Source organism: Enterovibrio qingdaonensis (genome assembly GCF_028683135.1).
Classification (GTDB): Bacteria; Pseudomonadota; Gammaproteobacteria; order Enterobacterales; family Vibrionaceae; genus Enterovibrio; species Enterovibrio qingdaonensis.
Genome location: NZ_JAJUBB010000007.1, coordinates 46340 through 71976, shown reverse-complemented (window position 1 = coordinate 71976; position 25637 = coordinate 46340). Strand labels below are relative to the sequence as shown.

Genomic DNA, 25637 nt, shown 5'->3' with positions numbered 1-25637 from the left:
GTTGCCTTCCTCGTTGGTATGCGCTGCATTCTACATAACTTTTTCGGGGTGTCACGTAGAAATTTAAGGGTTTCGGTTCGTTTGCTTCTTTATCAACCAAATATGATAAATATCAGCCACATTGATCATATTTTTAGCACCCAAGTGTGGAATTTTTCAATTTTCCCGCTTTAGTTTGCGAGAACATTAGATTTGAGACTCCACTGAAAAAATCTGCTCTCGCCCACCTTATTTGGCTCTGCACCAAATAAAAAAGCCAGCAGGGCGCACCTGCTGGCTTGATAAAACGTGTCAGCCTACATTTAGGCTAAGCACTGACTTAGATAGCTTGAACGTCGAAGTCTACTTCTGTGTTCACATCGGCATCGTAATCCACACCTTCAATACCGAAACCAAATAGCTTCAAGAACTCTTCTTTGTACTCTACGTAGTCAGTCAGTTCTTTCAGGTTCTCAGACGTGATTTGAGGCCATAGATCACGGCAATGCTGTTGAATATCTTCACGCAGTTCCCAGTCATCCAGGCGCAGGCGATTTTTATCGTCAACTTCTGCAGCTGAACCGTCCGCTTTATAGAGACGTTGGCTGAACATACGGAAGATTTGTTCCATACAGCCTTCGTGCAGGCCTTCTTCGCGCATCTTCTTAAATACCATTGCAATATAAAGAGGCATAACAGGAATTGCAGATGACGCTTGTGTTACCACACTCTTCAGTACCGCCACATTGGCACTACCGCCAGTTGCAGACAGTTTCGCGTTCAGTTCTGACGCTGCGCGATCCAAATCCATCTTCGCACGGCCTAGCGCGCCGTCCCAGTAGATAGGCCACGTCAGTTCAGTACCGATGTAGCTGTATGCCACTGTCTTACAGCCGTCAGCCAGAACACCCGCGTCAGACAGAGCCTGAATCCACAGTTCCCAGTCTTCGCCGCCCATAACGGTAACGGTGTCTTTGATTTCTTCTGCTGTTGCTGGCTCTACGCTGGTTTCGATGATTTCATCTTTGTTGGTATCAACCGCCGTTGAACGGTAAGTCTCACCGATTGGCTTCAATGATGAACGAACCACTTCACCTGTTTTTGGCAGTTTACGTACTGGCGACGCCAGTGAGTAAACAACCATGTCGATTTGACCCAAATCTTCTTTGATCAGCTCAATCGCTTTTTTCTTTGCTTCATCAGAGAAGGCATCGCCGTTTAGGCTTTTAGAATACAGGCCTTCTTCTTTCGCAAACTTGTCGAATGCTGCTGAGTTGTACCAACCCGCTGTACCCGGCTTTTTCTCTGTGCCAGGTTTTTCGAAAAACACACCGATGGTCGCTGCACCGCCGCCAAACGCTGCTGCAATGCGCGAAGATAGACCGTAGCCACTTGACGAGCCAACTACCAGTACACGCTTAGGTGCATTTGCGATTGGACCTTGTGCTTTGGTGTACTCGATTTGCTCTTTTACGTTAGCTTCGCATCCTTTTGGATGTGTCGTCGTACAGATAAATCCGCGAATTTTCGGTTTGATGATCATATTCAACCTTCCTTACAAAGTTGCGCCTAGGATAAATACTTCATCTTGTTTTCGCACTTTTTTTTGTTGTAAAAGCCATGATTCAAGCAGTGGTTGGAGGTGTTGACGAAAAAAAACGCCGCAATTGCGGCGTTTTTGAGACCTAGGTTTATTTGCTGGCGATTACGCAGCTTTGCCTTTCTTGCTAGAACCACGGGTTGATGCCTTAACTGGCGCAAACCAAGAAGGGTCAAAATTGTCGACCTGAATGGCTTTTGAGCGAAGTGCATCTGCTTCTGTGATCTGCTCAAATTCCGCTTGAGAGATAACGTTCTCTTGGAGGGCTTTTTCTAGCTTCTCAATGAGTGGTGCTTTCGCAGGGATTTGGCCATTATTCGCTGCAGCCGCCAGTTTCTTCTCTAACGGTCTGATGCCTTGCATCGCGTCAAACGCCCTTTCCATGATGGCAACCGGATCGGTTTCTTTATCGCCTACATAGCAAAGGTGCGTCAGTCTTGTACGGTGTGCACCCGGTGTCATCATCAGTCCCGCGATTTGATTTGCTATCTCATCGGAAGGCGCGTTGAAGTGCATACCCAGTGGGAATGTAATTGCACGCAATGCCGTGCCCACTCCCTTACGCGGGAAGTTGGTAAATGCCCCATCAAACGCTTCGGCACACTTGTTCAAACAGTGCTGAAGTGAGTAATGCACAAACGGTAAATCTGCTTGTTGACGCCCTTCATCTTCGTAGCGTTTCAATACCGCGGACGCCAGATACAGGTGGCTCAATACGTCACCAAGTCGGGCAGACAGCATTTCTCTGCGTTTGAGTTCACCACCCAACATCAGCATGGACACATCTGCAGTAACCGCCAACGCGCGGCTCATTCGCGCAAGCTGTTTGTAGTACTTCGCCGTTTCGCCGGATACTGGCGAACGGTTAAAGGCAGAACGTGTAAATGCGTTGGTCAGTGACATCATCACGTTTTTGGTGGCAAAACCAATATGCTTGACCAGAAGTGCATCGAAGTTCTCAGCACCTTTCGTGGTATCAGGCTCTGCGGCCGCTTCCATCTCTTTTAGTACATACGGGTGACAACGGGTCGCACCTTGACCAAATATCATCAAGTTACGAGTTAGTATATTTGCACCTTCTACCGTAATGGCGACCGGCATACCGAAATAGTGGTGACCAATGTAGTTAAGGGGCCCAAGCTGAATCGCGCGGCCAGCGTGGATATCCATGGCGTCATTGAGCACGGTGCGCGCCAATTCTGTCATGTGGTATTTTGCAATCGCGGTCACAATTCCCGGCTTTTCATTCATGTCGAGGGAGGTGGTCGTTAAGGTGCGCGCCGCTTCCAACATGTAGGTGTAACCACCAATTCGTCCCATGGCTTCAGCAACACCTTCAAACTTGCCGATGTTCATGCCGAACTGTTTGCGAACGTAGGAATAAGCACCTGTGGTTCTGCAAGCCAGATGACCGACAGCTGTGCCCAGTGCAGGCAATGAGATACCCCGCCCCGCCGAAAGACACTCCACCAGCATTCGCCAGCCTTTACCGACATAGTCTTGGCCACCAATGACCCATTCCATGGGAATAAAGACGTCTTGACCTCGTGTTGGACCATTCATAAATGATAAGCCCAGCGGGTTATGACGTTCGCCAATCTCAACGCCTTTATGGTCTGCTGGGATAAGCGCACAGGTAATACCGAGTTGTTCGTTGTCACCAATCAAGCCATCAGGGTCGTCCAGTTTGAATGCGAGGCCAAGAACACTAGCAACAGGAGCAAGGGTGATGTAACGCTTGTTCCACGTCAGGCGAATACCCAACACTTCTTTGCCCTCGAACTCACCCTTGCACACAATGCCTTTGTCGGGAATTGACCCCGCATCAGAACCTGCTTCTGGGCCAGTCAAAGCAAAGCATGGAACATCTTCACCATTCGCTAGACGCGGCAGCCAGTAGTTTTTCTGATCGTCAGTACCATAGTGTGTTAATAGCTCACCCGGGCCCAATGAGTTTGGCACCATGACCGTCACTGCAGCACTTAGACTGCGTGTGGCAATTTTGGAAACAATTGTCGAGTTTGCATACGCCGAAAATGCCAGACCACCAAACTCTTTGGGGATGATCAATGAAAAGAATTTCTCTTTCTTCAGATATTCCCAGACCTCAGGTGGTAAGTCTTTACGTTGTTGGACGATGTCAAAATCATCAAGCATCGCCAGCAAGGTTTCCAATTGATTGTCGATAAACGCTTGCTCTTCATCGGACATTCTTGGTTTCGGATATTGAAGTAGTGTGCGCCATTCGGGGTTTCCACTAAATAACTCCCCGTCCCACCACACACTACCCGCTTCCATGGCTTCTCTTTCGGTAACCGAAAGAGGCGGCAGCACTTTTTTAAAAAACTTAAACGCTGGATCGCTGAGATAACGTCTTCTTAATGATGGTTGAGAGCTCATGATTCAGATCCTTTTTGTTTCGTTAATTGGTTATTGTTGTTCTGTTTTTCTTAGCTCGCGCTAAGAGAAGAGCCGCTACTAACGAGCGTTAGCTCTCCAGCTACAGGAGCGTCCACACCTGCGGCTAAATAAGGGATTAGACGATCTACGATGTCTTCGATTGATACGGTATGCCCAAAGTCATTTTCCGCGATTTCACTTAACGCCACATTGGAAGCCATGGTGAAAATGACCGCACCAAGCGTGAAGTGAAGGCGCCAAAATACGTTTTCAGGTTTTAATGAAGGATTCGCTTTAACAACGGCTTGCGTAAAGAGCGTAAGTACCGAGTCGTATCGGGTGGTAATAAACCATCTCAGGTGCCCTTGTACATCGGTATACCCTCGCCCAATCAGTTGCATAAAGGTCGATGCGCCATGTCGACGGTACGCATCCAAATCCAGCAATGGGCGCTTGGTACAACCAAAAACTTCCACCATTGAAATGTCGTCTTTAATCAGCAACTGTTTTAATTCTTGCTCCAATTGAGGCATGAATTTTTCGAGATACCTTGCCAACACCGCCCTCACCAAGGATTTTTTGTCACCAAAGTGGTAGTTAACGGAGGCCAGATTGACATTTGCCTTGCTGGTGATCGTTCGTAAAGAGGTGTCTTTAAACCCATGCTCTGCAAAGAGTTGCTCTGCGGCATCAAGGATTTTTGCTTTCGTTTCGCCTTTGCCTGCCATTTTCATTCACCCGTATTAAACACCTGTTTAACTTTACATCTCGTTAGCATTAATAACAACCCGAAAACAATCACACTTTTAACATGTTTTGTTTTTTCGTTCGCATTCCACACTAACACCTTGTTACTCAACAGGTTTGTAGTAAGTACGATAAATAAAATGACTCAGTAATGAGAAAAATGTCGATTCATTGGGGAACAAAGCACTGAAAGGCGGGTCTCAATTAATGCCACTGCTTTTTCTTAGAAGAAATTCTTCTTAAGCCCACATCATCGATTTGTTTGTGGGCTTTTTTTCGTCTTGCCGGTAGAGATTTCGGAACAGAACGCGGGAAGTGTATGTTGTGAAAATTTTTTTCGATTTTTTTTGAACTAATTTCTGAACACAGTATCTGAGTATATGTAGATAGCGGATAAGTGCCTTTTAATGTATAGCTGGCCGCCTCACATGAATTCCAACTTATCGCTAGAACACTGCTTTTTCTTACTCCTGCTTACAAATTTATGTTGCCCGCTCATATTGAAGCGGGCTTTTTTTATGCCTCTCATACTGATGGCAAAGGCATGTCATAAGGCGATGGGTATTTTAGCATCAAAGAAAGTGCAGATTGCGTTGCTTCAGCATCAATGCACTTCCCCGTTCCATCACTGTCTAAAAACGTCGGTGGTTCCATTCCCATCTCCGCAGCCGCCCATTGATAAAACGCTGCACGTGTCGGGTGTTCTTGTGCGCTTAAATGGTACACACCTCCTGTAAGGTTTTGCTCAATGATGGCTTGAATCGCGTTGATGCAATCATCCCGATGGATGAGATTCACAGGGTCATTCCCGTTCGCGATGTCTTTTCGTCCTGCCAAGTAACGAGCAGGGTGACGCTCGCCGCCGACCAATCCTGAAAGCCTCAATACAACACCTTGGTCTGCAAACTGTTTGATTACATGCTGCTCTAGTTCGACATGCGCCATTCCAGACTCAGTATCTGGTGTGCATAAGGTGCTTTCATCAATTACACCTTTGGCAGAACCATAAACCGATGTCGTGCTAATGAAGATAACTTGGCCAACGCCCTGTGACTTTGCTTCATCAATCACGGCTTTCATTCCTGTCACAAAAGATGCTTTGTCTATTGTCCTTCGGCCGGGAGGAATATTCAGTACTAAGGTATCGGCATCAAAGATCGCAGTATTTGGCGGGCTCCTATCAAACGTCATAAGGTCAAATTGAATGCCATGAATGCCATACTGGTTCAACGCTTCTGCATCTGATGCTGAACGCTTAGTACCGATAACTTTAAAGCCCGACGACACCAATTGTTTCGCCAATGGCATTCCAAGCCATCCGCAACCACAAACGGAGATTGATTTATTAGGTTTCGACATCGAAAGTTCCTTGTAATCCAATTTCAGTTCCACTGAAAATCCATCATTAACGTGCCACAAAACCGCATTCTGACTAAACTCTGCTGAAAAAAAAATCCGATACTGTGTAATAAAGCAACTAAAAGCGTGAATGAATACAAACTTTTCAAAGGTATTTGTTGGTTAAAATGTCATTAATCGATTTCAGCCGTTAGACTCAAGCATAACATTGTCGAACCTCAATTTATTTCGCCCGAGCACCTCAGTGACGCATATCACGCTAGCGTAAGAGGCAGTTCTGACCAGTAGATAGCGGAAGCAAAGCGGTAATCTAAATGAACACCCTAGAAAAAATACAAAAAAATATTGAAAACTTTAGTAAGTCTGAACGTAAGGTAGCAGAAGTTATTATTGCCTCACCGCAAACTGCTATCCATTCGAGCATCGCGACTCTTGCGAAAATGGCAGATGTCAGTGAGCCGACAGTGAACCGATTCTGTCGACGCCTCGATACTAAAGGCTTCCCTGATTTTAAACTGCACCTTGCACAAAGCTTGGCGAATGGCACACCTTACGTTAACCGTAATGTTGAAGAGCACGACAGTGCTGATGCGTATACGTCCAAGATTTTTGAATCCACCATGGCCTGTCTCGATGTGGCGAAAAACAGCATTGACCCGCACCAGATTAATCGTGCTGTAGACTTGCTGACCCAAGCGAAGAAAATTTCTTTCTTCGGTTTGGGAGCTTCAGCGTCGGTCGCCTACGACGCTCAAAATAAATTCTTCCGCTTCAACATTCCTATTGTTTGCTTTAACGATATCGTTATGCAGCGAATGAGTTGTATCAACTGTACAGATGGCGATGTGGTCGTTGTGATTTCACACACGGGTCGCACCAAATCACTGGTTGATGTTGCCATGTTGGCGAAAGAAAATGGCGCGACGGTAATTGGGATTACCGAGAAAGGCTCTCCGCTGGATAAAGTGTGTTCTTTGACCATCACATTGGATGTGCCAGAAGATACAGATATCTACATGCCAATGGCGAGCCGAGTCGTTCAAATGACCGTCATAGATGTGCTGGCAACAGGCTTCACGCTCCGACGTGGCCCCGGCTTCAGAGAAAACCTCAAGCGCGTAAAAGAGGCCATCAAAGATTCGCGATTTAATAAAGAATCTTTGACTTAAGAGACCGAAACAAGGGCAGTTTAAAACTGCCCTTTTTATTTATCTCGCTTTACTCAACTACACTTTCCTTAGTAAGCAGTTTGTCACCCGCTTTTTTTAATTTTCTTAAAGACAACTTCTGACTCTGGAGAATTTCATGACTGTACCCATGCGTCGTACCAAAATCGTCACAACCCTTGGTCCAGCCACTGATAAAGATGACATACTCGAACAAATAATTATTGCCGGAGCCAACGTTGTCAGAATGAACTTCTCACACGGCACTGCGCAAGATCATATTGACCGAGCCAATAAGGTGCGAGCAATCGCCGCTAAACTCGGCCAGCACGTTGGTATTTTGGGTGATTTGCAAGGTCCAAAAATTCGTGTGTCTACCTTCGCCGATGGAAAAATCCAATTAGCAGTGGGCGACAAATTCATTTTGGATGGTGAGCTTCCTGCCGGAAAAGGCGATCAAGAACGTGTGGGCCTCGATTACAAAGACCTACCCAATGACGTTGTCCCTGGCGATGTTCTTCTTCTCGATGATGGCCGTGTGCAATTAAAGGTTGTCTCCGTTAAAGGTGCCTGTGTGCATACGGATGTGACCGTTGGTGGTCCCCTTTCCAACAATAAAGGGATTAACAAGAAAGGTGGCGGCCTATCCGCAGCAGCCCTGACAGAAAAAGACAAGCAGGACATCCTGACAGCTGCCGCGATAAAAGTGGATTACCTTGCGATATCTTTCCCACGCAATGGCGATGACATGCGTTATGCGCGCTCCTTGGCAAAAGATGCAGGACTTGATACCCGCATGATTGCAAAAGTGGAACGTGCCGAGACTGTCGCTACGGATGAAAGCATTGATGACATCATTGAAGCCTCTGACGGTGTCATGGTTGCTCGCGGCGATTTAGGGGTTGAGATTGGTGATCCTGAGCTTGTTGGGGTTCAGAAAAAATTGATTCGCCGAGCTCGCTCGCTCAATCGTTGCGTGATTACCGCAACCCAAATGATGGAGTCCATGATTCAAGCACCGATGCCAACACGCGCAGAAGTCATGGATGTCGCAAACGCCGTCCTTGATGGCACAGATGCCGTCATGCTTTCAGCAGAAACAGCAGCAGGTGCCTACCCACTTGAAACGGTAAGAGCAATGGCCGAAGTGTGTATCGGTGCGGAAAAAATGCCGTCGATTAATGTTTCTAACCATCGCCTGAATAAAGAATTCGACCTGATCGAAGAAACCGTCGCGATGGCAACCATGTATGCCGCAAACCATATGTCAAAAGTCAAAGCCATGGTGTCATTGACTGAGTCGGGTAAAACGGCACTGATGATGTCACGTATCAGTTCGGGAAAACCGATTTTCGCCATGTCCCGTCATGAAACCACCTTGTCGCGGGCAGCGTTATATCGTGGTGTTACGCCTGTATTCTTTGAAAGCGACACAGGCGCGGGCCCCGAAGTGGCACACAAAGCCATTGCACTGCTTAAAGAGATGGGCCTGTTGCAACCTTGGGATGTGGTTATCTTTACCCAAGGTGATGTGTCAGGCTATGTGGGCACAACCAATACCATGCGCATGATCACCGTGACCTAATCACCGAGATCTCATGAAAAATGCCCCGCAACGCGGGGCATTTTTATGTCTGAATAACAGTTAGCTAAACTTGCCGTTTAGGATTTAAGCCAGCCTTTCTCCGCGGCTTCCGCCAGCATATCTGTCACTTTGTCCCAAAGGATCGTTGAACCCTTTTCTATTTTTCGGTTAACCGTTAAAGCTTGATCAAGGCTCACTCCATGTTCTTTCCAACTTTGGCCGTCACTATGGTAGTTCAGTAGCATGGGGAGCATTCGGTCTAACGCTTTACCAAATCGCGCTTCTGGCGACTCGCCGGCTTCAAACTCCAGCCACAAGGCAAGCAACGCGTCTCCTTGGTCACTCGGGAGCATGCCAAATATGCGCTTCGCCGCTTTTAGTTCTTTCTCTTCTTGCAACTTTGCCGCTTCAAGGTCGTAAACGAACGTATCACCCGCATCGATTTCTACCACATCGTGCAGTAGCAGCATTTTTACCACCTTCGCTACATCGACTGGCTCATTGGCGTACTCTTCCAGCAACAATGCCATCAACGCAACCTGCCAACTGTGCTCCGCCGAGTTCTCCCGCCTTGCATCAGCACTTTTCACACGAGTTCGTCGTAAGACGGCTTTTAATTTGTCGACTTCCACCAGCAAAGCCAATTGTTTTTCAAGACGTGACGGATCGAGGTTATTCATTGATAGATGCTACCCAGTTTTTATTGATCAACGAGGTTAGAATGTGGTCTTCCCACTTACCATTGATCAGTAAGTAGTCTTTTGCTTCGCCCTCTTTCAAGAACCCCACAGATTGGAGAACGGCCTCACTGCGCTTGTTTCGAGGCATATAAGACGCGACGATACGGTGCATATTCAAATTATCAAACAACCACTGGTTGGTCATTTTGAGCGCACGACGCATGATGCCTTTACTCTGCGCATTTTTATCGAGTGAGTAGCCAACAGTGCAAGCATGGAAAGGATACTGCATAACATTGCTGTAAGTGATTACCCCTTGAACCTCTTCACTGCCTGACTCGAAAATCAAGAAGTAGTAGGACAACCCATGACGTTGCAATTCTGTCAGCTGGATAACCCTTCTCTCCCATCCTTCAAAGGTAAAAAAACCTTCAGGTCTTAATGGTTCCCAAGGGGTGAGATACGAGCGATTGGATTGGAAATAGTGCACAACCTTCGCAACGTCTCCTTTTTGAATCGCTCTAATTACAAGATTATCAACACTCAAACTCGGGAAAGGGTTTATAATTTCGACTGACAACTTGCCTCCTGTCTATCAATAAGTGTCATCACTATGTACTACGATAGCTTTGAATCACCGCTGGGGAAAATCCATTTACTGTCCGATGAAGTAGGGCTCAGGCATCTCACTTTATGCCTACACCACCCTTTCGAACATAGCCGAGAATGGAAACACTCCCCACAACAACTCGCCCCTTACAAAAAGCAGCTACTCGAATTCCTTGACGGCGAGCGTACAGAGTTTACTGTCCCGCTTGCCCCTGAAGGCACTGAGTTCCAGCACCAAGTCTGGCATGCTTTACGTTCAATACCTTATGGTGAAACGCGTACTTATGCGCATATCGCTGCTGAAATAGGCAACCCTCAAGCTTGCCGAGCAGTGGGCATGGCAAATAACGTTAACCCCATTCCTTTGATTATCCCCTGCCACCGCGTCATTGGAAGTGATGGACAGCTAACGGGGTACCGTTATGGGCTAACAATCAAAGAGAAGCTACTCGAAATTGAAAAAAATAGCGGCTAAATTGCCGCTATTTTTTTATTTTTTGCCGATGCTATATTCCCGCAATTTGTTTGCGATTGCGGTATGAGAGACGTCGAGACGCTTTGCCAATTTTCGTGTTGAAGGATAGCTGCGATAAAGGTTTGACAGAATGCCAGACTCATAACGCTTCATAATCTCATCCAACGAACCGTCCATTGACTCTTCGGTTAAAAATGCCGTTTGCTCTGTTTCAGGTAACTGAATGTCTTCTTTTGTCAGGCAACCATCTTCTATCTGTGTCATTGCACGGAATAGAACATTTCGTAGCTGGCGCACATTGCCCGGCCACGAGTATTGCGTCAGAAAATCAGAAACACCCTGCTGCATCAGCGGCCTTTCTTGGCCCAATTCTGCTGAGAATTGATTTAAGAACAATTCTGTCAGCGGTTGCACATCTGACGGACGCTCACGAAGTGGCGGCACAGTCAGCGACAATACATTCAGTCGGTAGTACAAATCTTCACGGAACTGACCTGCTGCAACGCGCTCAGAGAGGTTCTTTTGCGTTGAACAAATAACACGCACATCCACTTTAATTTCGTGCTCTTCTCCAACACGGCGGAAAGCCCCGTCGCGCATGAATCGAAGCAGTTTAATCTGAAGATGCTGACTCATTTCACCAACTTCATACAAGAAGACGGTACCGCCATCCGCTTGCTCTAGTTGACCTTTTTTGCCTTCGCGGCCTTCTGTTGGCGCACAGCCAAACAGCTCCGTTTCCGCTGCATCATCCGGCATGGAGACGCAGTTAACCAGAAGGAATGGCTTCTCAGCACGGTGCGAGCGTTGATGGCACGCTTTGGCCAACATTTCTTTACCCGTACCTGTTTCGCCTTGAATCAGCAATGGTGCATCAAGAAGGGCAAACTTTTTCGCTTGGTTAACCAGCGATCTGAATTTGCTCGATTGACCCACTAAGTGGTCAAAGCCATGCTCACCAGGCGTACGATAAAGCTTGGTCGGCAGTTGATTCATTGCCACTTGCTTGAGCTGAATTACCGCGCTTGCCAATACATTTTTGTTTTCGCTGTCAGTGATGTACACAGGCATCACTTCCATCAGGTAATCGATGCCCGCAATCACGATTTGGCGGCAAACCTGACTTGCGTTGTCACGCTCTAACCAGTGACTGAAGTTGAACTCAGGGAAAATAACATTGGTAGATTCCCCGATGAGCCCCTCTTCGTCATTGCCAATCAAGCGAAGTGCGGCTTTATTTGCCAAATCAACTTTGCCATTCAGACTGACCGATAATACGGGATCAGAGAGGGTTTCAAGCAATGCACGAAGCTCACGATGCTCGCGCTCTGCGGGTAGGAATTGAATTTTTCTAACGTCGGTAACACCGCTAATTAGACGAATCTCTGACATTAGTTGACGAAATTCTTCAAATTCGACTTCTGGACAGTTGAGGTAAATGATACCTACTTGATCAATCTCGATGCCGCGCAAATCAATGTTGCGGCGTGCAAGAATATCGAGAAGCTCACGGGTTAGTCCAAGTCGATCTTCACAAAAGACCTGTAATCTCACGGTGATGTCCTGCTAACAAAACGGATAACGCTTACGTACAACGCCATCCGATGTGGTGGATGAGATAGGGTTGTTCAATCCAGCTGACACCCGCCTTCCATTGCGTAAAAAACAGCCAATAAAAGTGTCAGGAATTGTTGACAGTAAACCGAGTGTGCGCCTGAACATCAACGTAGTCAAGTGCTAGCGAGTAAAACGTGAGAATGCAGCAATGAAGAAAAACAGCAGCCTAAGCTGCTGTTTTCAAATTTGTCATTTCTCTTGGTTTATTTGTTACTGCCTGACGTCAGTCTTCCTAGTAGTTGCTTACGCATATCTGACAATTTCGGTGCAGATGTTCCTACGTAGGGTAGCGGTCGCATTAAAGCCATGGCTTTGTAGCCCAAGCGCGCAGTCAGTAAACCGATTCCCAGCCCTTGTGCTGCGCGTGCCGAAAGCCGTCCAGCCAGATCGACAGATAACAAATCGGCACCGATATCCGTGATTGCCTCACTCGCTCCCGCAAACGCCATGTTGGCGAGCACCAATCGTAATAAACGGATGCGAGACCAGTAACCAAGCTTGACGCCATATAACGTCGAGATCTGCTCTAACAATCTAAAATTTCGCCACGCCACCAACAGCATATCGGCTACTGCTAACGGGCTAAGTGCCACCATCACCGCAGCCTCTGATGCATATTTGGTCACCATTTTTCTGGCGAGTACATCTTGCTCTTTCACCACCATTTGGTCGTAAAGCTCAAAAACCTCTTTGTCGTTATGCGTCGCCGCAAGTGATGACTGCCACCTGTCATAACCTGCCGTCAGTTCACCCTTCCCTTGCTTAGACAGCTTTTCACAGAAGGTTTTTGCTTTACCAATACCATCCGCATCAATAATCGCTTGGATCTGCTGGCGGTCATCTTGACGACCTTTCAGTCTTCTCAATGCGAGGAACTCTCTGCCAAGTGCAGAAACACCCAGTGCCGCCAGCCCAGCAACAAAACCACTCCAACCGACGGATAGCCAATCCCCGCTCTGTACCGCAGTAACAACAGAATCGATGGTTTGCCATGCCACGAGACCTAACCCCGAAAATGCCAACGTTCGGAGTCCCCAGCGCGCTTTCTTTGGAGCCAGCGTTCTTTCTAGGCTCTGCTCTTGCTCCGTTTCATCTTCGATTGGTGCAAGGTCAAACTTCACTTGCTCGGCATCAAAGTGTCGTTGCGCAGTCAATTCAGGCGCATCAGGCTCGGGTTTATCTGTGTCTTCAAACACAATGGATTTTTTATATTCACTCATCTTTTTCGCCTTATCTCAGCTTATCGCCCAGCAGGTATTGCAGTGATTTGTCGACACGAATGTGCGGCAATGGCTCATCCACATCACTGGCCATAGGGCGGAATTGACGAAATTCAAATTGATTGTTTTTCCAAAATTCATCGTTTGGCAGCCTTGCAGGCACATCGCCTGGGTACAGGAGAATCGGATCGCCTGATTCTAAGGTACCGCGCAATGCTGCTACGGTCTCGCCACGATGATTGACCATGCCGGGTTCCGTCGCTTGGATCGACGCCAAACTGATGCACTCCATATCAATCCCTTCAAACGCGGCGGTTTGCCACGCTTCATGTATCAACTGTTGAAGCAGTGACACCAAATTAGGGTGCTGATCAGGGGTGACATGGTCAGCCTTGGTCGCGGCAAACAATATTTTGTCGATGCGTGGAGAGAAGAGTCGACGCAACAGACCGCTCTTTCCATAGCGAAAACTTTGCATCAGTTGCTCTAACGCCAGACGCATATCATTAAACGACTCTGGTCCCGCATTTAAAGGCTGTAACGTATCCACCAGCACAATTTGCCGATCGACTTTGGAAAAGTGCTCTTTATAGAACCCTTTTACGATGTGATTGCAGTAATACGCATAGCGTTGCTTCAGCATCGCAAAGTTGCTGTTTGGTGGTGCAGCAGCTAATTGACTGTCTCCATATTTCTCCGATGCCAGAGGGAAAAATTGTAGCACTGGCGCACCGCTGTATTCGCCAGGGAGCACAAACCGCCCCGGCTGTACCCAATGCAAACCCGCTTCGTCTTTACAGGCGTGAAGGTAGTCAGTGTATAGCTCAGACAGTTCAGCGATCTGTTTTTCATCTGCTTCAGCAAGAGGGTCAAATTTGTCCAGTGCCGCCAGCCAAGCTTGAGCGAGGTCTTTACGCCGACCGACCAAGTTGCCACCTTGTTTTCGTGACCACTCTTCGAAGCTCATCGACAATAACGGCAAATCCAGCAACCACTCGCCCGGATAGTCAACGATATCGAGATAAAGTGTCGCAGTATCTTGAAGTAGCTTCATTGGACCGCTGTCTGGCTGATAGCGAATTGCCAGTCGAATTTCGCTCACATCGCGGGTTGGCGACGGCCAGCGTGGTGGCTGGGCGCGCAGTGATTGAATTCCCTGCTCGTAATCAAATGCTGGAATGTGAAGCTGACTTTGCTGAACGCGTCTTGCGCCACGCAAACGTCCTTCTCTTACAGGTTCAAACAATGGCATGCGCGGATTGGTGCCACTGTGGAGTAATTGGTTGATGAGGGAAGTAATAAATGCCGTTTTACCGGCGCGTGAAAGACCCGTCACGGCGAGACGAACGTGGCGATCTAAACCACGGCTTACCCATTTATTCATGTGACTTTTTAAGGACTTCATTAACAGCAACACTCCTCAAAACGAAATACCCCCCGCAAAAAACGGGGGGAGAAAACCAAGCTAAAAATTAAAGCTGCTTGAACTGACGGTTCAGGTCAAACTCTTTGGAGGTAACATATGCTTCCATTTTAGCGACGTCACCTTCCATTTCTTTGATTTCTTGATCGATCCCAGCAAGTAATTCGCTGGCTGATCTACCTTGCTGCCAAGGTTTTTGTTTCACTGTGTGTTCACGAGACTGATTGTTTCTCTTCGCTTCTTCTGGTGGCATTTTTTCCAAGATCAACATCGCAGCGATATAAATCACAACCACTAAGAGGAAAAAACCAACCAGAGCTGCAGCCACAGTAAATATCCTTACCAGCCAAATCTCTATACCTAAGTAATCGGCGACTCCTGCACAAACGCCACCGATCTTCCCGTTTACTGGGTCACGATACAGCGTTTTGTTCATTCTTTGTGTCTCCAATTTGGTGCTTCTTCATCAAGAATGCGTTCCAGCGAGTGGATACGCGACTGCAGTCCTTCCGCACGATCAGCCAGTGCCTGCAATTGCTCATATTCGTCACTGCTCAATCCCTGCCCGACCTGTCGCTTACTGCGGTAATGGAGCCATAACCACAGGGGTGCCACAAAAACGAGGAACACAACCAGTGGAATTGATAGAAATGCCATCGACATGTGATCTCCTTACCTCTCTCTTTCGATTATTCTTTGTCTTTCAGCTCAGCTTTCATCTTCGCAAGTTCTTTCTCAATGTCATCTTGCGCTTGCAGATCTGCGAACTCATCCTCTAGACGTTTTCCTTTGCCCATGGTGTAACTTTCCGCTTCAGCTTCCAGCTCATCAATGCGGCGCTCATATTGTTCAAACTTTGCCAGTGCCTCATCAGTGCGGCTCGTATCTAGTTGACGACGAACATCAAGACGTTTGCCAGCCGCTTCTCGGCGGATAACCAGTGCTTGCTGACGGGCTCTTGTCTCAGCTAACTTAGTTTCAAGTTCGGCAATCTCGTGACCCAGCTTTTCAATGGTCTCATCAACCAGGCTGTATTCCTCTTTCAAGGTCAACAGGATATCGTGCACTTTTTGTTTTTCAATCAAAGCTGCACGTGCGAGATCTTCACGTGACTTTTGCAATGCTAACGTGGCTTTTTCCTGCCAGTCGGTCATTTGACGCTCAATGTTATCAATTTTGCGCGCCAGTTCTTTTTTATCAGCCAAAGCACGTGCAGAAGAAGTGCGAACTTCAACCAGTGTGTCTTCCATTTCCTGAATGATCAGGCGAACCATTTTTTGTGGATCTTCTGCTTTATCCAACAGCGAGTTAACGTTGGCATTAACAATGTCTGCGAAGCGAGAAAAAATACCCATGGTGATGCTCCTTTTACTAAATGCGCGCTGTGCGCTTACGAGTTAATGTCGAGTGTGTTACGTCGATGATGTTCTTATATCAAAGTGTGTGCCAACTTTTATATCCCTTAATAATCAACACTTTAACCAAACCTGTGCTTTTTACCTTCAACGAGGGTATGATGAAATAAACTAACAAATGGTAAATTTAACCATGCAGAAGCCTGACAATTTAATTGGTGAGTCTGATCACTTCCTTTCGGTGCTAGACCACGTATCACGTATCGCACCGTTAAATCGCCCTGTGCTGATCATTGGCGAGCGAGGAACAGGTAAAGAATTGATCGCCAAACGCATGCACTATTTATCAAAACGTTGGGATGGCCCATTGGTGAGCCTCAACTGTGCAGCATTGAGCGAGGGGCTCATTGATTCAGAGCTTTTTGGCCATGAAGCTGGCTCATTTAGTGGTGCTAAAGGCCGACACAAAGGTCGATTTGAACGCGCAGAAGGCGGTACACTTTTCTTAGATGAATTGGCAACATCACCTTTAGGCGTTCAAGAAAAGCTATTGCGCGTCATTGAATATGGTGAGTACGAGCGCGTTGGCGGTAGCGATGTTCTAAGCGCAGATGTCAGACTCATCTGTGCCACCAATGAAGACCTTCCTGCACTAGCAAATGACGGTAAGTTTCGCGCGGATCTGCTCGATAGGCTTGCCTTCGACGTTATCCACCTTCCCCCTCTGCGCGAGCGTCAGGGTGATATTTTGCTTCTTGCTGAATACTACGCGGTGAAGATGTGCCGTGAGCTCGGGTATAGCTACTTCAGTGGGTTCTCTGAAGTAGCCCAACAAACGTTGGAAACTTACCAATGGCCGGGAAATGTGCGTGAATTGAAGAATGTCGTTGAACGTGCCATCTACCGCCACAACGATGAGCACAGTGCGGTCGACGCCATCTATATTGACCCTTTTAAAGCACCTTGGACTCTTAGCGAAAATCAACGGAGCGAAAGCCAAGATGCCGTTTCGCCTGATACATTCTCTTTCCCTATGGACTTACGCCAATGGCAGACTCAGCAAGAAAAAGAGATTGTTGAATCAGCCATGACACAAGCCAAGTTTAATCAAAGACGTGCCGCAGAGCTTCTGGGCTTAAGCTACCATCAAATAAGAGGCTTACTCAGAAAATATAACTTAGTGGGCGAGGATGTTCAGGACACTGTATAGATTCGTGCCCAATTCGTTGTATTTTGAGCTGTTCTTTTCGCCACCACTTGGTGACTAGGTTGCTTCAGTGGTAAATTGAGACACTTAACCCGAACAACTAATCATTGGCTTATGAGAGCATTACGTCGTTTGCTCACCGCGAGCGTTGCCATATTACTATTGGCAGGATGTGAAGACCCGTTCTCTGAAAACTCTACGAGAAATCGAGGGTTTATCTATTGCGGCCCGGGGCAACCAAATACCTTTAATCCTCAACTCACCGACGGAGGATTAACGGCCGATGCGCTCTCAAGCCAAATCTTCGATCGGTTGCTTCAACTCGACCCTGTTACCTACAAACCTATACCCATGCTGGCGCAAAGCTGGACCGTCAGCCCCGACGGTAAGGAATACACCTTTAAACTTCGTCGTAGTGCCAAGTTTCAGGTTACGGATTGGTTTATTCCCCATCGCGGTGTCATTGCAGACGATGTTGTTTTCAGCTTTAAACGACTCATCGATCCTGAGCACCCCTTTCATGACGTCTCAGGTGGTGAATACCCATGGTTCGACAGCATGGATTTCGCCGGCTTGGTCACTAACGTCGAAGCACTTGACGACTATTCCGTAAAATTCACCTTGTCCCGCCCCGATGTGTCGTTCTTGTCAACGCTGTCCACCACGTACGCCGTTATTCATTCTGCTGAGTATGGCGACACCTTACTAGAAAGTGGCGACTTAGCACGAATCGATACGCACCCTGTTGGCTCAGGGGCATTCCATTTGGATGAGTACAAACCTCACCAACTTATTCGCTTGAAACGCCATTGGGGCTACTGGAATGGTGCGGCGCCTATGGAGCAAGTCGCCTATGACATCAGCATTCGTGGTACAGGCACACTCGCAAAACTCATTACCCGCGAATGCGATGTCCTTTCCTCGCCCGTCGCAAGCCAACTTTCAGTTATTGAAAATAACCCTGACTTTATTTTGGCTTCTCAAACAGGGATGAACGTGGCGTTTTTAGCACTCAATACGCGCCATCCAGCATTGTCAGAACTGGAAGTTCGTCAGGCAATCAGTCTTGCTATTAATCGAGAGACACTCATTCAGTCGGTTTATCACGGAACTGGCACCCCCGCGACGGGTATGCTTCCACCGATGTCATGGGCTTATGATGACAAGCTCAATACCACCTTTGACCCTCAATTGGCCTTAAGTTTGATGGCAAAGGCAGGCTATAGGCATGGATTTAGTGTGGATTTATTGGTACCGCTGACGCCTAAGGCGTACAATCCCAGCCCCATAAAAGCGGCAGAGCTCATACAGTCGAATTTGGCGGTCATTGGTATTCAAGTCAACATCGTTGCACAAGAAGACATCAACCGGAAGCTACTGCGTGATGAGATTAGTGATCTAGGTATGGTACTTACTGGCTGGATTGCCGATAATGGCGATCCTGATAATTTCCTTCGCCCATTGCTCTCATGCAATGCCAAATTTACTGGCTGGAATTTGTCGAATTGGTGTAATCGCTATTTTGACCGTCATTTAGACGCGGCCATAGCGACAGATATTCAGGAAGAACGACGCGATATATATCTACAAGCGCAAACCATATTGAAAGACAGGATGCCCGTCATTCCTCTCGCACATGGCGTACATTACCAAGCAAGAAACGCCAGCCTTCAGGGTATTAACCTCAGTCCGTTTGGAGACAAATCTTTTGCTAATGTTTCGAGGAGCCATTGATCTATGTTGATCTATGCTATTCGCAGGCTCAATCTGTTCATCATAACCTTGCTGATACTGACACTTATCAGCTACAACATCGTCAAGCTTGACCCGTTCTCTGTCTTTAACCAACAAGAATTTTGGACTGGTTGGTTTCAGTACATTCGCCAGCTAATGCAAGGTGACCTTGGCATTTCAGCCGACGGACTTCCTGTTACCCAAGCATTGTCAGAAGTATTCCCTGCAACGATGGAACTTTGCTTTTTTGCATTCCTCCTCGCGTTGATCGTGGGAATACCTCTAGGAACGCTTGCAGGGATTCGTCGAGGCTCGCCCGCCGATATCGTGATTTCTTCTATTACTCTGCTGACCTTCTCAATGCCCATCTTCTGGATGGCCATTTTAATGATCATGCTGTTTTCACTCTATCTAGGATGGTTGCCTGTATCCGGTCGCTATAACCTGTTATTTGAAATTCCAAATACGACAGGCTTTGCGTTGGTCGATGTGATGCTCTCCAATCACCCGCAACGAAGTCAAGCAGTTGAAGACATCATTCGACACCTCATAATGCCTACGCTGGTGTTGGCAGTTGCACCGACCACTGAAATCATCAAATTACTGCGTGATTCGGTCTCTGATGTCATGAGCCAAAATTACATCAAAGCAGCGGCGACTAAAGGCTTATCTAAGTCTGAAATTGTTATGCGTCATGGTTTGAAAAATGCGCTTCCACCTATCATTCCAAAATTCGGCATTCAGATCTCGACCATGATGACATTTGCCATCATCACTGAATCGATTTTTAACTGGCCGGGCATTGGTACTTGGCTGTTGGACGCCTTAAGTTTCAAAGATTATGTGGCAGTTCAAGCCGGTGTTCTAACCGTGGGAAGTGTGGTTTTGCTCGCGAATATATTTTCAGATCTCGCTGGGGCAGCAATCAGTCCCCTAGCAAGGAAGGAATGGTATGCCCTCAAATAGTGTTTATTTAGAGCAGCGCATTCCAACCCAATTAGAACGCGCTTGGAAAGCATTCAGAGAAAACACCCTCGCTGTAGCGGGTTTTTGGCTACTCTGTATTCTGCTTTTAGTGACCATTTTTGCCCCTTGGCTAACGCCATACGATCCGCAATTTCAAACGGGGCATTTGTTACAACCACCATCGTGGGACAATGCAGGAACCGTTGATTACTTTTTAGGGACTGACGACTTGTCGCGAGACATGCTGTCTCGTTTAATTGCTGGTTCTCGCCTGACATTTGGCTATGCACTCTTGGTGGCACTTGCTGCCGGTGTTATCGGTGTCTTGATTGGTATTTTGGCTGGGATGACCTCTGGTCTGAAATCGAGCTTCCTCAATCATATTCTCGATACCGTCTTATCCATCCCTTCACTGCTGTTGGCGATTATTGTCGTGGCGTTTAAAGGCCCGGGGGAGATGAGTATTCTTCTGGCCGTATGGTTGGCTCTGATCCCGCGCTTTATTCGCTCGGTTTACACCGCCGTGCACGCCGAAATGGAAAAAGAGTACATTCTCGCGGCTCGCCTTGATGGCGCGAATAGCTTCTACCTGCTTTACCACTCAGTCTTGCCAAACATTTTCATGACGTTGAGTACAGAATTAACCCGAGCCATTTCGGTCGCCATTCTGGACATTGCAGCCCTTGGCTTTTTGGGGCTAGGGGCACAAGCACCTTCTCCAGAATGGGGAGCAATGTTAGGTGACTCAATAGAACTAGTATTTACAGCCCCATGGACGGTGACACTGCCCGGACTTGCCATTATGGTCAGTGTGTTGGTGGTCAACTTGGTTGGCGATGGAATTAGCCAAGCAGTTAATGCGGGGACAGAATAATGCCGTTATTAGATATTCGACACCTGACTATCGAGATAGATACGCCTCAAGGTCCAGTTAAAGCGGTTGACCGAATGAGCCTGACAATTAACGAAGGTGAAATTCGCGGCTTAGTGGGCGAATCAGGCTCCGGAAAGAGCTTGGTTGCAAAAGCTATTTGTGGTGTAACCAAAGATAACTGGCGAGTCAGTGCAGACCGATTGCGCTTGGGCAACATCGATTTGCTTTCACTGCCCGCGAGAGAACGACGTCACGTCGTCGGCAAAGACATCGCCATGATCTTCCAAGAACCTTCAACCTGTTTGGACCCTTCCGAACAAGTTGGTTATCAGTTGGAAGAAGCCATTCCTTCTAGCTCATTCAGCGGAAGTTGGTGGCAACGTTTGTCATGGCGCAAGCAGCAATCTATTGCACTGCTGCACAAAGTGGGTATCAAAGATCACAAGCGCGTCATGAACAGCTACCCGTACGAACTGACTGACGGTGAGTGTCAAAAGGTAATGATTGCAATGGCAATCGCTAATCGCCCTCGCCTTTTGATTGCAGACGAACCAACCAATGATTTGGATCCTATCACTCAAGCGCAGATATTCCGTCTCCTTAGCCGTACGAATCAGTTGTCTAACACCACCATACTGTTGATCAGCCACGACTTGACGACGGTGACTCAATGGGCAGACCGCATTACGGTTATGTATTGTGGTCAATCCGTCGAATCAGCAAGCCGCCAACAGATTTTGGAAAAACCGCATCACCCGTACACCAATGCGCTACTGCGCGCGATGCCGGACTTCAGCAAAGATATTCCGCATAAATGTAAGCTGGAAACGTTGCCAGGTGCGATTCCGCCTTTGCAGAACCTGCCTATTGGCTGCCGCTTAGGCCCACGTTGTCCCTATGCGCAACGAAAATGCGTAGAAGTTCCTCGTACGAAAAAAATAAAGAACCACAAGTTCGCGTGCCATTTCCCACTCAATATGGAAGTCAAAAAGCATGAGCGCATTGCTTGAAGTTGAAGGCTTGAGTAAAACTTATCACTACCGTACAGGCCTGTTTACCAAGCGTGTCATAGAAGCTGTAAAACCCGTTTCTTTTTCTTTAGAGGCGGGAGAAACACTGGCTCTCATTGGTGAAAACGGTTCTGGTAAATCGACGCTGGCTAAAATGCTGGCGGGCGTGGTTGAGCCTTCGGGCGGTGAAGTTCGTGTTAATGGTGATGCTCTGCAGCCCAAAGACTACAAAACCCGTTGTAAGCTGATCAGAATGATCTTCCAAGATCCCAACACCTCGCTTAACCCGCGAAATCAGATTGGGCAAATTTTGGAAAGTCCGCTTAAACGAAACACCAACATGACGCCGCAAGAACGTGAAAAACGGGTCGTTGATACGTTGCGCTTGGTGGGTCTTTTACCAGAGCATGCGTATTTCTACCCGCAAATGCTGGCGACGGGTCAGAAACAACGTGTTTCGCTTGCGCGCGCATTGATTCTCCAGCCCTGCGTCATCGTTGCAGATGAAGCGTTGAACGGCTTGGACATGTCCATGCGCTCGCAAATCTTGAACTTATTGTTAGAGCTTCAAGAGCAGATGGGCCTCTCCTATATCTACGTGTCCCAACACATGGGCGTGGTTAAGCACATCTCTGACAAAGTCATGGTGATGCAAAACGGGGAAGTGGTTGAATCAGGCACGACGCAAAGCATTTTTTCTGAACCTGAAAATGCATTGACTCAGCGCCTTATTGAAAGCCACTTTACCGCACCCACGATGGACAGACGGTCCAGATACAACATGTCATAAAAAAAGCCCTGCTCTTGCAGGGCTTTTTATTGATGTACTGAGAAGGTAGGTTATCTCGGCGCAAACTGGCCAGCAGGCATGTTGTAGCCTTTGACCAACTTGCTGTTCGCACCGAAAATCAACTTGGTTCGATTGTTCACCTCGTCGAAAGTGATGCTGTCTACCGTCTCATTTACGTTCAACAAAGTGTCGACACCCCAACCATTAAACAGATAACGACCATACATGTTCGTTTGTACGTCTGCGTTGATATCATTATCCTGCATCGCCTCTTTGAGCTGCTTGGAAACAAACTCAAATTCGGACTCAGTGATCCCTTTGCTGAGGCCTGCCACGATTTCCTCAAACACTTGATTGGTGCGTTTTGCATTTACTGGCTCAACGACAGCAGCAAATCCCCAACCCGTCGTTGCTTCATTGTCTACCGATAGCTCCCAGACATTTGGGGTATAAGTGAGAGATTGCGCCTCCCTGACCTCGTCGAAAGTTCGCGTGTAAGCAATACGATTGACCAATTCATCAATGAATACCGTTTTTGCACTCATATCGTTTTTCGCATCGCTCAGTACATACAAGGCAGAGAGTGCCTTATTCGGCTCCTCTTGACTAACACTCAACACAGGAGACACCTCTTTTGCCCAAGTGCTTTGCTGAGTGTTAAGTGGAATACCTGCATCTTCCTCGAATACCACGCTCGCAATATTTTTTTCTACCGCACGCTTCAATCTTTTCGGATCAACGTTAGCATAAATATATAACGTGATGGGGTTACTCTGATTAAAGAGAGCTCGGTGTGCCGATTCAACCTGCTCAAGGGTTGTCAACATGACATCATCAGTGGACGCAAACTGATAAGCACTGTTATCACCTCTTAGCCAATCAAATACACCTTGGTCATAAATGCCACCCACAGAGGTCGAAAAATTATACGACTCATTGGTTAGCGTACGTTTCGCCATTTTTAGCGCGGATTCATCAAGCAATGGCTCACTCAATATATGGTGTAGGATAACAAGTGCATCGCTCACTGAACGCTTGTGCGAATATACTTGTATTGCATGACGTGTCGGGGTGATATCAGGCCAAAAAGCAATTCCGCGTTCGTTGATATAGGTAAGCAGTGTCTGAGTGTCCATGCCTCCTAATCCCGATAAAAACAGCGTATCAGCGAGTAAATAGCTCGCCGCATTCAAATCAGACGTGAGCATTGAGCGTCCGCCCTTTGACCCTATCGCCATTCTTACATCGTTACCCGCTTTGGCGTTTCTTTGATACCAAACTTCAACGCCATTGCTGAGTGACCATACATGCAAGTCAGTAGCCTCTTGACGTTCTTCCAATACACTGCCTGATCCCTTTGCTCCTGCAAGGATCTGCTTACCCGTTAGCTGCTTGCTTTTTCCTTTTGCCAACAAAACGTCTGTTGCTGATGCAACGCTCTGAGCGACCTCTTCTTCCACCTCGCCGCCATCATAGAAGGCGTAAATAGCTGGTGGGCTACTCAATATAGATTTCAGCCGTTTATTGAACGCCCCACGTGTCAAATACTGAGACCAGCTAAGGCGCAAACGCATTGTTTCGTCTACCGACAGCACTGGGTATTCATTCAATAGAGCAAACGTATAAAAGTTAGTGCGGTCTTTCGTTGTCAGATTTTTATCGTCTTCTTTGGCTGATTTTCTATTGCCCGGAAACCAACGCATATTATTGACTGCATTTTCAGTGGCTCCTTTGTCTCTCAGGCCAGCAATTTCTCGAGAGATCGCATTCTGAACCTCATCTCGCATATCACGTGGTATTTGCGCTCTAATCAGCAAGTACTCACGTCCACCAGCCTGAAATTTGAAGACCTGAGCACCTAACGCATCGCCTGTCACCCCTAACATAACGTCTGAGATTTTCGAGCTAATTAGAGAGATTGCCGCATCTTCCGTCCAGCTTTCAAAAAGCTCTCCTTCCGTTTCGAAACGAGCCTCTCCCATGTCGAAAACATAGGCAATTGACGCGCCCTCTGAACCCGTATCGCTAAGCACTGCTGGCTCCCCTTTGGCAGGCGGTGCGATGTATTTTTCAGGAACAGGTGTTGTGCCTTTCTTCCATAGGCCGAATTTTTCTTCGAGTAAGTTGAGTGCGTCTTGTTGGTTAACATCTCCGGAAATCACTACGTGAGCGAGTTGAGGTTGGTACCACTTGTTGTAAAACGCGGTTAAACCTTCCTTGTCGACTGCCTTAATACTGACGTCTGTGCCTATTGGGTCTCGGGTACCCAATTTACTCTGGTCTGCAATATGTTCGTAAATGGCGTATCCATAAGGTTTCCCTTGCGCACTTGCTTGCAACCATTCGCCATGAACGACGCCTATTTCACCCTCTATAGCCTGAGCATCGAGATCCAACCCGTAGGCTATGTCAGAAAACCAAGTAACGGTTTTCTCTAAGCTTGAGTTATCCGGTAAATCAACAAAGTAAACGGTTTCATAAGCACTGGTGAACGCATTGGCACCATGTCCCATGGTTACGCCGACGCTTCGTAAGAAAGCATCAATTTCATTTCGCTTAAAATGCGTAGAGCCATTGAATGCCATGTGCTCTAGGAAGTGTGCATAACCTAACTGGGAGTCCGTTTCTTGAAGGCTACCAACGTTAAATACGAGTCTGACGGAAACTGCTTCGTCTTTATCGTTGGGGTAGATGTGATAGGTTAAACCGTTTTCGAGCGTGCCAACCACCCAATCAGGGTCATTGGTAACGGGAGCTTGTGATGTTGTCTGACACCCCACTAACCCAATGAGTAAAAACGTCAGGATAAATTTTCGCATGTGAACTCCTTTTCATACCTCC

At 47.3% G+C, this 25637-nt stretch carries 22 protein-coding genes; 9 read left to right on the top strand and 13 right to left on the bottom strand.

What is annotated here, in order from left to right; translation table 11 throughout:
* Positions 1-319 precede the first annotated feature (319 nt).
* The 4 genes from fabV to LRP49_RS11365 form a co-directional block, all read right to left on the bottom strand.
* The gene (fabV, locus tag LRP49_RS11380) at positions 320-1522 is read right to left on the bottom strand and encodes an enoyl-ACP reductase FabV (RefSeq protein WP_274142314.1); all 1203 of its coding nucleotides are present in this window, start codon (positions 1520-1522) and stop codon (positions 320-322) included.
* A 162-nt stretch (positions 1523-1684) separates the two neighbouring features.
* Positions 1685-3979 carry an acyl-CoA dehydrogenase gene (locus LRP49_RS11375; protein WP_274142313.1) on the bottom strand — a complete coding sequence of 765 codons (2295 nt, stop codon included), beginning with the start codon at positions 3977-3979 and terminating at the stop codon, positions 1685-1687.
* Between the two features lie 50 nt (positions 3980-4029).
* On the bottom strand, positions 4030-4707 hold the full coding sequence (psrA, locus tag LRP49_RS11370) for a TetR family transcriptional repressor PsrA (protein ID WP_274142312.1): 678 nt from the start codon (positions 4705-4707) through the stop codon (positions 4030-4032).
* A gap of 544 nt (positions 4708-5251) precedes the next feature.
* Positions 5252-6085 carry an SDR family oxidoreductase gene (locus tag LRP49_RS11365; protein WP_274142310.1) on the bottom strand — a complete coding sequence of 278 codons (834 nt, stop codon included), beginning with the start codon at positions 6083-6085 and terminating at the stop codon, positions 5252-5254.
* 314 nt (positions 6086-6399) lie between these two features.
* Between LRP49_RS11365 and LRP49_RS11360 the strand changes: the two genes are divergently transcribed.
* Both LRP49_RS11360 and pyk read left to right on the top strand, forming a co-directional pair.
* Positions 6400-7254, top strand: coding sequence for a MurR/RpiR family transcriptional regulator (locus LRP49_RS11360; protein WP_067414617.1), 855 nt, complete (start codon positions 6400-6402; stop codon positions 7252-7254).
* A gap of 136 nt (positions 7255-7390) precedes the next feature.
* Positions 7391-8836 carry a pyruvate kinase gene (gene pyk / locus LRP49_RS11355; protein ID WP_274142309.1) on the top strand — a complete coding sequence of 482 codons (1446 nt, stop codon included), beginning with the start codon at positions 7391-7393 and terminating at the stop codon, positions 8834-8836.
* A 77-nt stretch (positions 8837-8913) separates the two neighbouring features.
* Here the strand turns inward: pyk and LRP49_RS11350 are convergent, their stop codons facing one another.
* Both LRP49_RS11350 and rimJ read right to left on the bottom strand, forming a co-directional pair.
* On the bottom strand, positions 8914-9516 hold the full coding sequence (locus tag LRP49_RS11350) for an HD domain-containing protein (protein ID WP_274142307.1): 603 nt from the start codon (positions 9514-9516) through the stop codon (positions 8914-8916).
* Complete coding sequence (rimJ, locus tag LRP49_RS11345) at positions 9509-10096, bottom strand: ribosomal protein S5-alanine N-acetyltransferase (RefSeq protein ID WP_274142305.1); 588 nt, start codon at positions 10094-10096, stop codon at positions 9509-9511. The genes LRP49_RS11350 and rimJ overlap by 8 nt, the downstream gene beginning before the upstream one ends.
* 33 nt (positions 10097-10129) lie before the next feature.
* Between rimJ and LRP49_RS11340 the strand changes: the two genes are divergently transcribed.
* Positions 10130-10600, top strand: a complete 471-nt coding sequence (locus tag LRP49_RS11340) for a methylated-DNA--[protein]-cysteine S-methyltransferase (protein WP_274142304.1) — start codon at positions 10130-10132, stop codon at positions 10598-10600.
* A 15-nt stretch (positions 10601-10615) separates the two neighbouring features.
* Here the strand turns inward: LRP49_RS11340 and tyrR are convergent, their stop codons facing one another.
* From tyrR to pspA, 6 genes are all read right to left on the bottom strand, one after another.
* A complete protein-coding gene (gene tyrR, locus LRP49_RS11335; RefSeq protein ID WP_274142303.1) occupies positions 10616-12154 on the bottom strand; it encodes a transcriptional regulator TyrR in 1539 nt (512 codons plus the stop codon).
* Between the two features lie 266 nt (positions 12155-12420).
* Positions 12421-13437, bottom strand: coding sequence for a YcjF family protein (locus tag LRP49_RS11330; RefSeq protein WP_274142302.1), 1017 nt, complete (start codon positions 13435-13437; stop codon positions 12421-12423).
* Positions 13438-13447: 10 nt separating this feature from the next.
* Complete coding sequence (locus LRP49_RS11325; protein WP_274142301.1) at positions 13448-14842, bottom strand: YcjX family GTP-binding protein; 1395 nt, start codon at positions 14840-14842, stop codon at positions 13448-13450.
* Between the two features lie 67 nt (positions 14843-14909).
* Positions 14910-15296 carry an envelope stress response membrane protein PspC gene (gene pspC / locus LRP49_RS11320; protein ID WP_274142300.1) on the bottom strand — a complete coding sequence of 129 codons (387 nt, stop codon included), beginning with the start codon at positions 15294-15296 and terminating at the stop codon, positions 14910-14912.
* Positions 15293-15523: an envelope stress response membrane protein PspB gene (gene pspB / locus LRP49_RS11315; RefSeq protein ID WP_274142298.1), complete on the bottom strand. Its 231-nt coding sequence runs from the start codon at positions 15521-15523 to the stop codon at positions 15293-15295. The genes pspC and pspB overlap by 4 nt, the downstream gene beginning before the upstream one ends.
* Positions 15524-15549: 26 nt before the next feature.
* Entirely contained in the window at positions 15550-16215 is a 666-nt protein-coding gene (gene pspA, locus LRP49_RS11310; protein ID WP_274142296.1) for a phage shock protein PspA, read from the bottom strand.
* Between the two features lie 193 nt (positions 16216-16408).
* Here pspA and pspF point away from each other — a divergent pair, with 193 nt between their 5' ends.
* The 6 genes from pspF (at position 16409) to LRP49_RS11280 (ending at position 22796) form a co-directional block, all read left to right on the top strand.
* Positions 16409-17425, top strand: a complete 1017-nt coding sequence (gene pspF, locus LRP49_RS11305; RefSeq protein ID WP_274142295.1) for a phage shock protein operon transcriptional activator — start codon at positions 16409-16411, stop codon at positions 17423-17425.
* A gap of 111 nt (positions 17426-17536) precedes the next feature.
* Positions 17537-19156 (top strand): ABC transporter substrate-binding protein SapA, encoded by a 1620-nt coding sequence (gene sapA / locus LRP49_RS11300; protein ID WP_274142294.1) that lies wholly within the window; start codon positions 17537-17539, stop codon positions 19154-19156.
* A gap of 3 nt (positions 19157-19159) precedes the next feature.
* Complete coding sequence (locus LRP49_RS11295) at positions 19160-20122, top strand: ABC transporter permease (protein ID WP_274142293.1); 963 nt, start codon at positions 19160-19162, stop codon at positions 20120-20122.
* Entirely contained in the window at positions 20109-20996 is an 888-nt protein-coding gene (gene sapC / locus LRP49_RS11290; RefSeq protein ID WP_274142291.1) for a putrescine export ABC transporter permease SapC, read from the top strand. The genes LRP49_RS11295 and sapC overlap by 14 nt, the downstream gene beginning before the upstream one ends.
* The gene (locus tag LRP49_RS11285; RefSeq protein WP_274142290.1) at positions 20996-22006 is read left to right on the top strand and encodes a peptide ABC transporter ATP-binding protein; all 1011 of its coding nucleotides are present in this window, start codon (positions 20996-20998) and stop codon (positions 22004-22006) included. Before sapC ends, LRP49_RS11285 begins: the two co-directional genes overlap by 1 nt.
* Positions 21990-22796, top strand: a complete 807-nt coding sequence (locus tag LRP49_RS11280; protein WP_274142288.1) for a peptide ABC transporter ATP-binding protein — start codon at positions 21990-21992, stop codon at positions 22794-22796. The genes LRP49_RS11285 and LRP49_RS11280 overlap by 17 nt, the downstream gene beginning before the upstream one ends.
* 50 nt (positions 22797-22846) lie before the next feature.
* Here LRP49_RS11280 and LRP49_RS11275 read toward each other — a convergent pair whose 3' ends face one another.
* Positions 22847-25615 carry a M16 family metallopeptidase gene (locus tag LRP49_RS11275; RefSeq protein ID WP_274142286.1) on the bottom strand — a complete coding sequence of 923 codons (2769 nt, stop codon included), beginning with the start codon at positions 25613-25615 and terminating at the stop codon, positions 22847-22849.
* Positions 25616-25637: the final 22 nt, after the last annotated feature.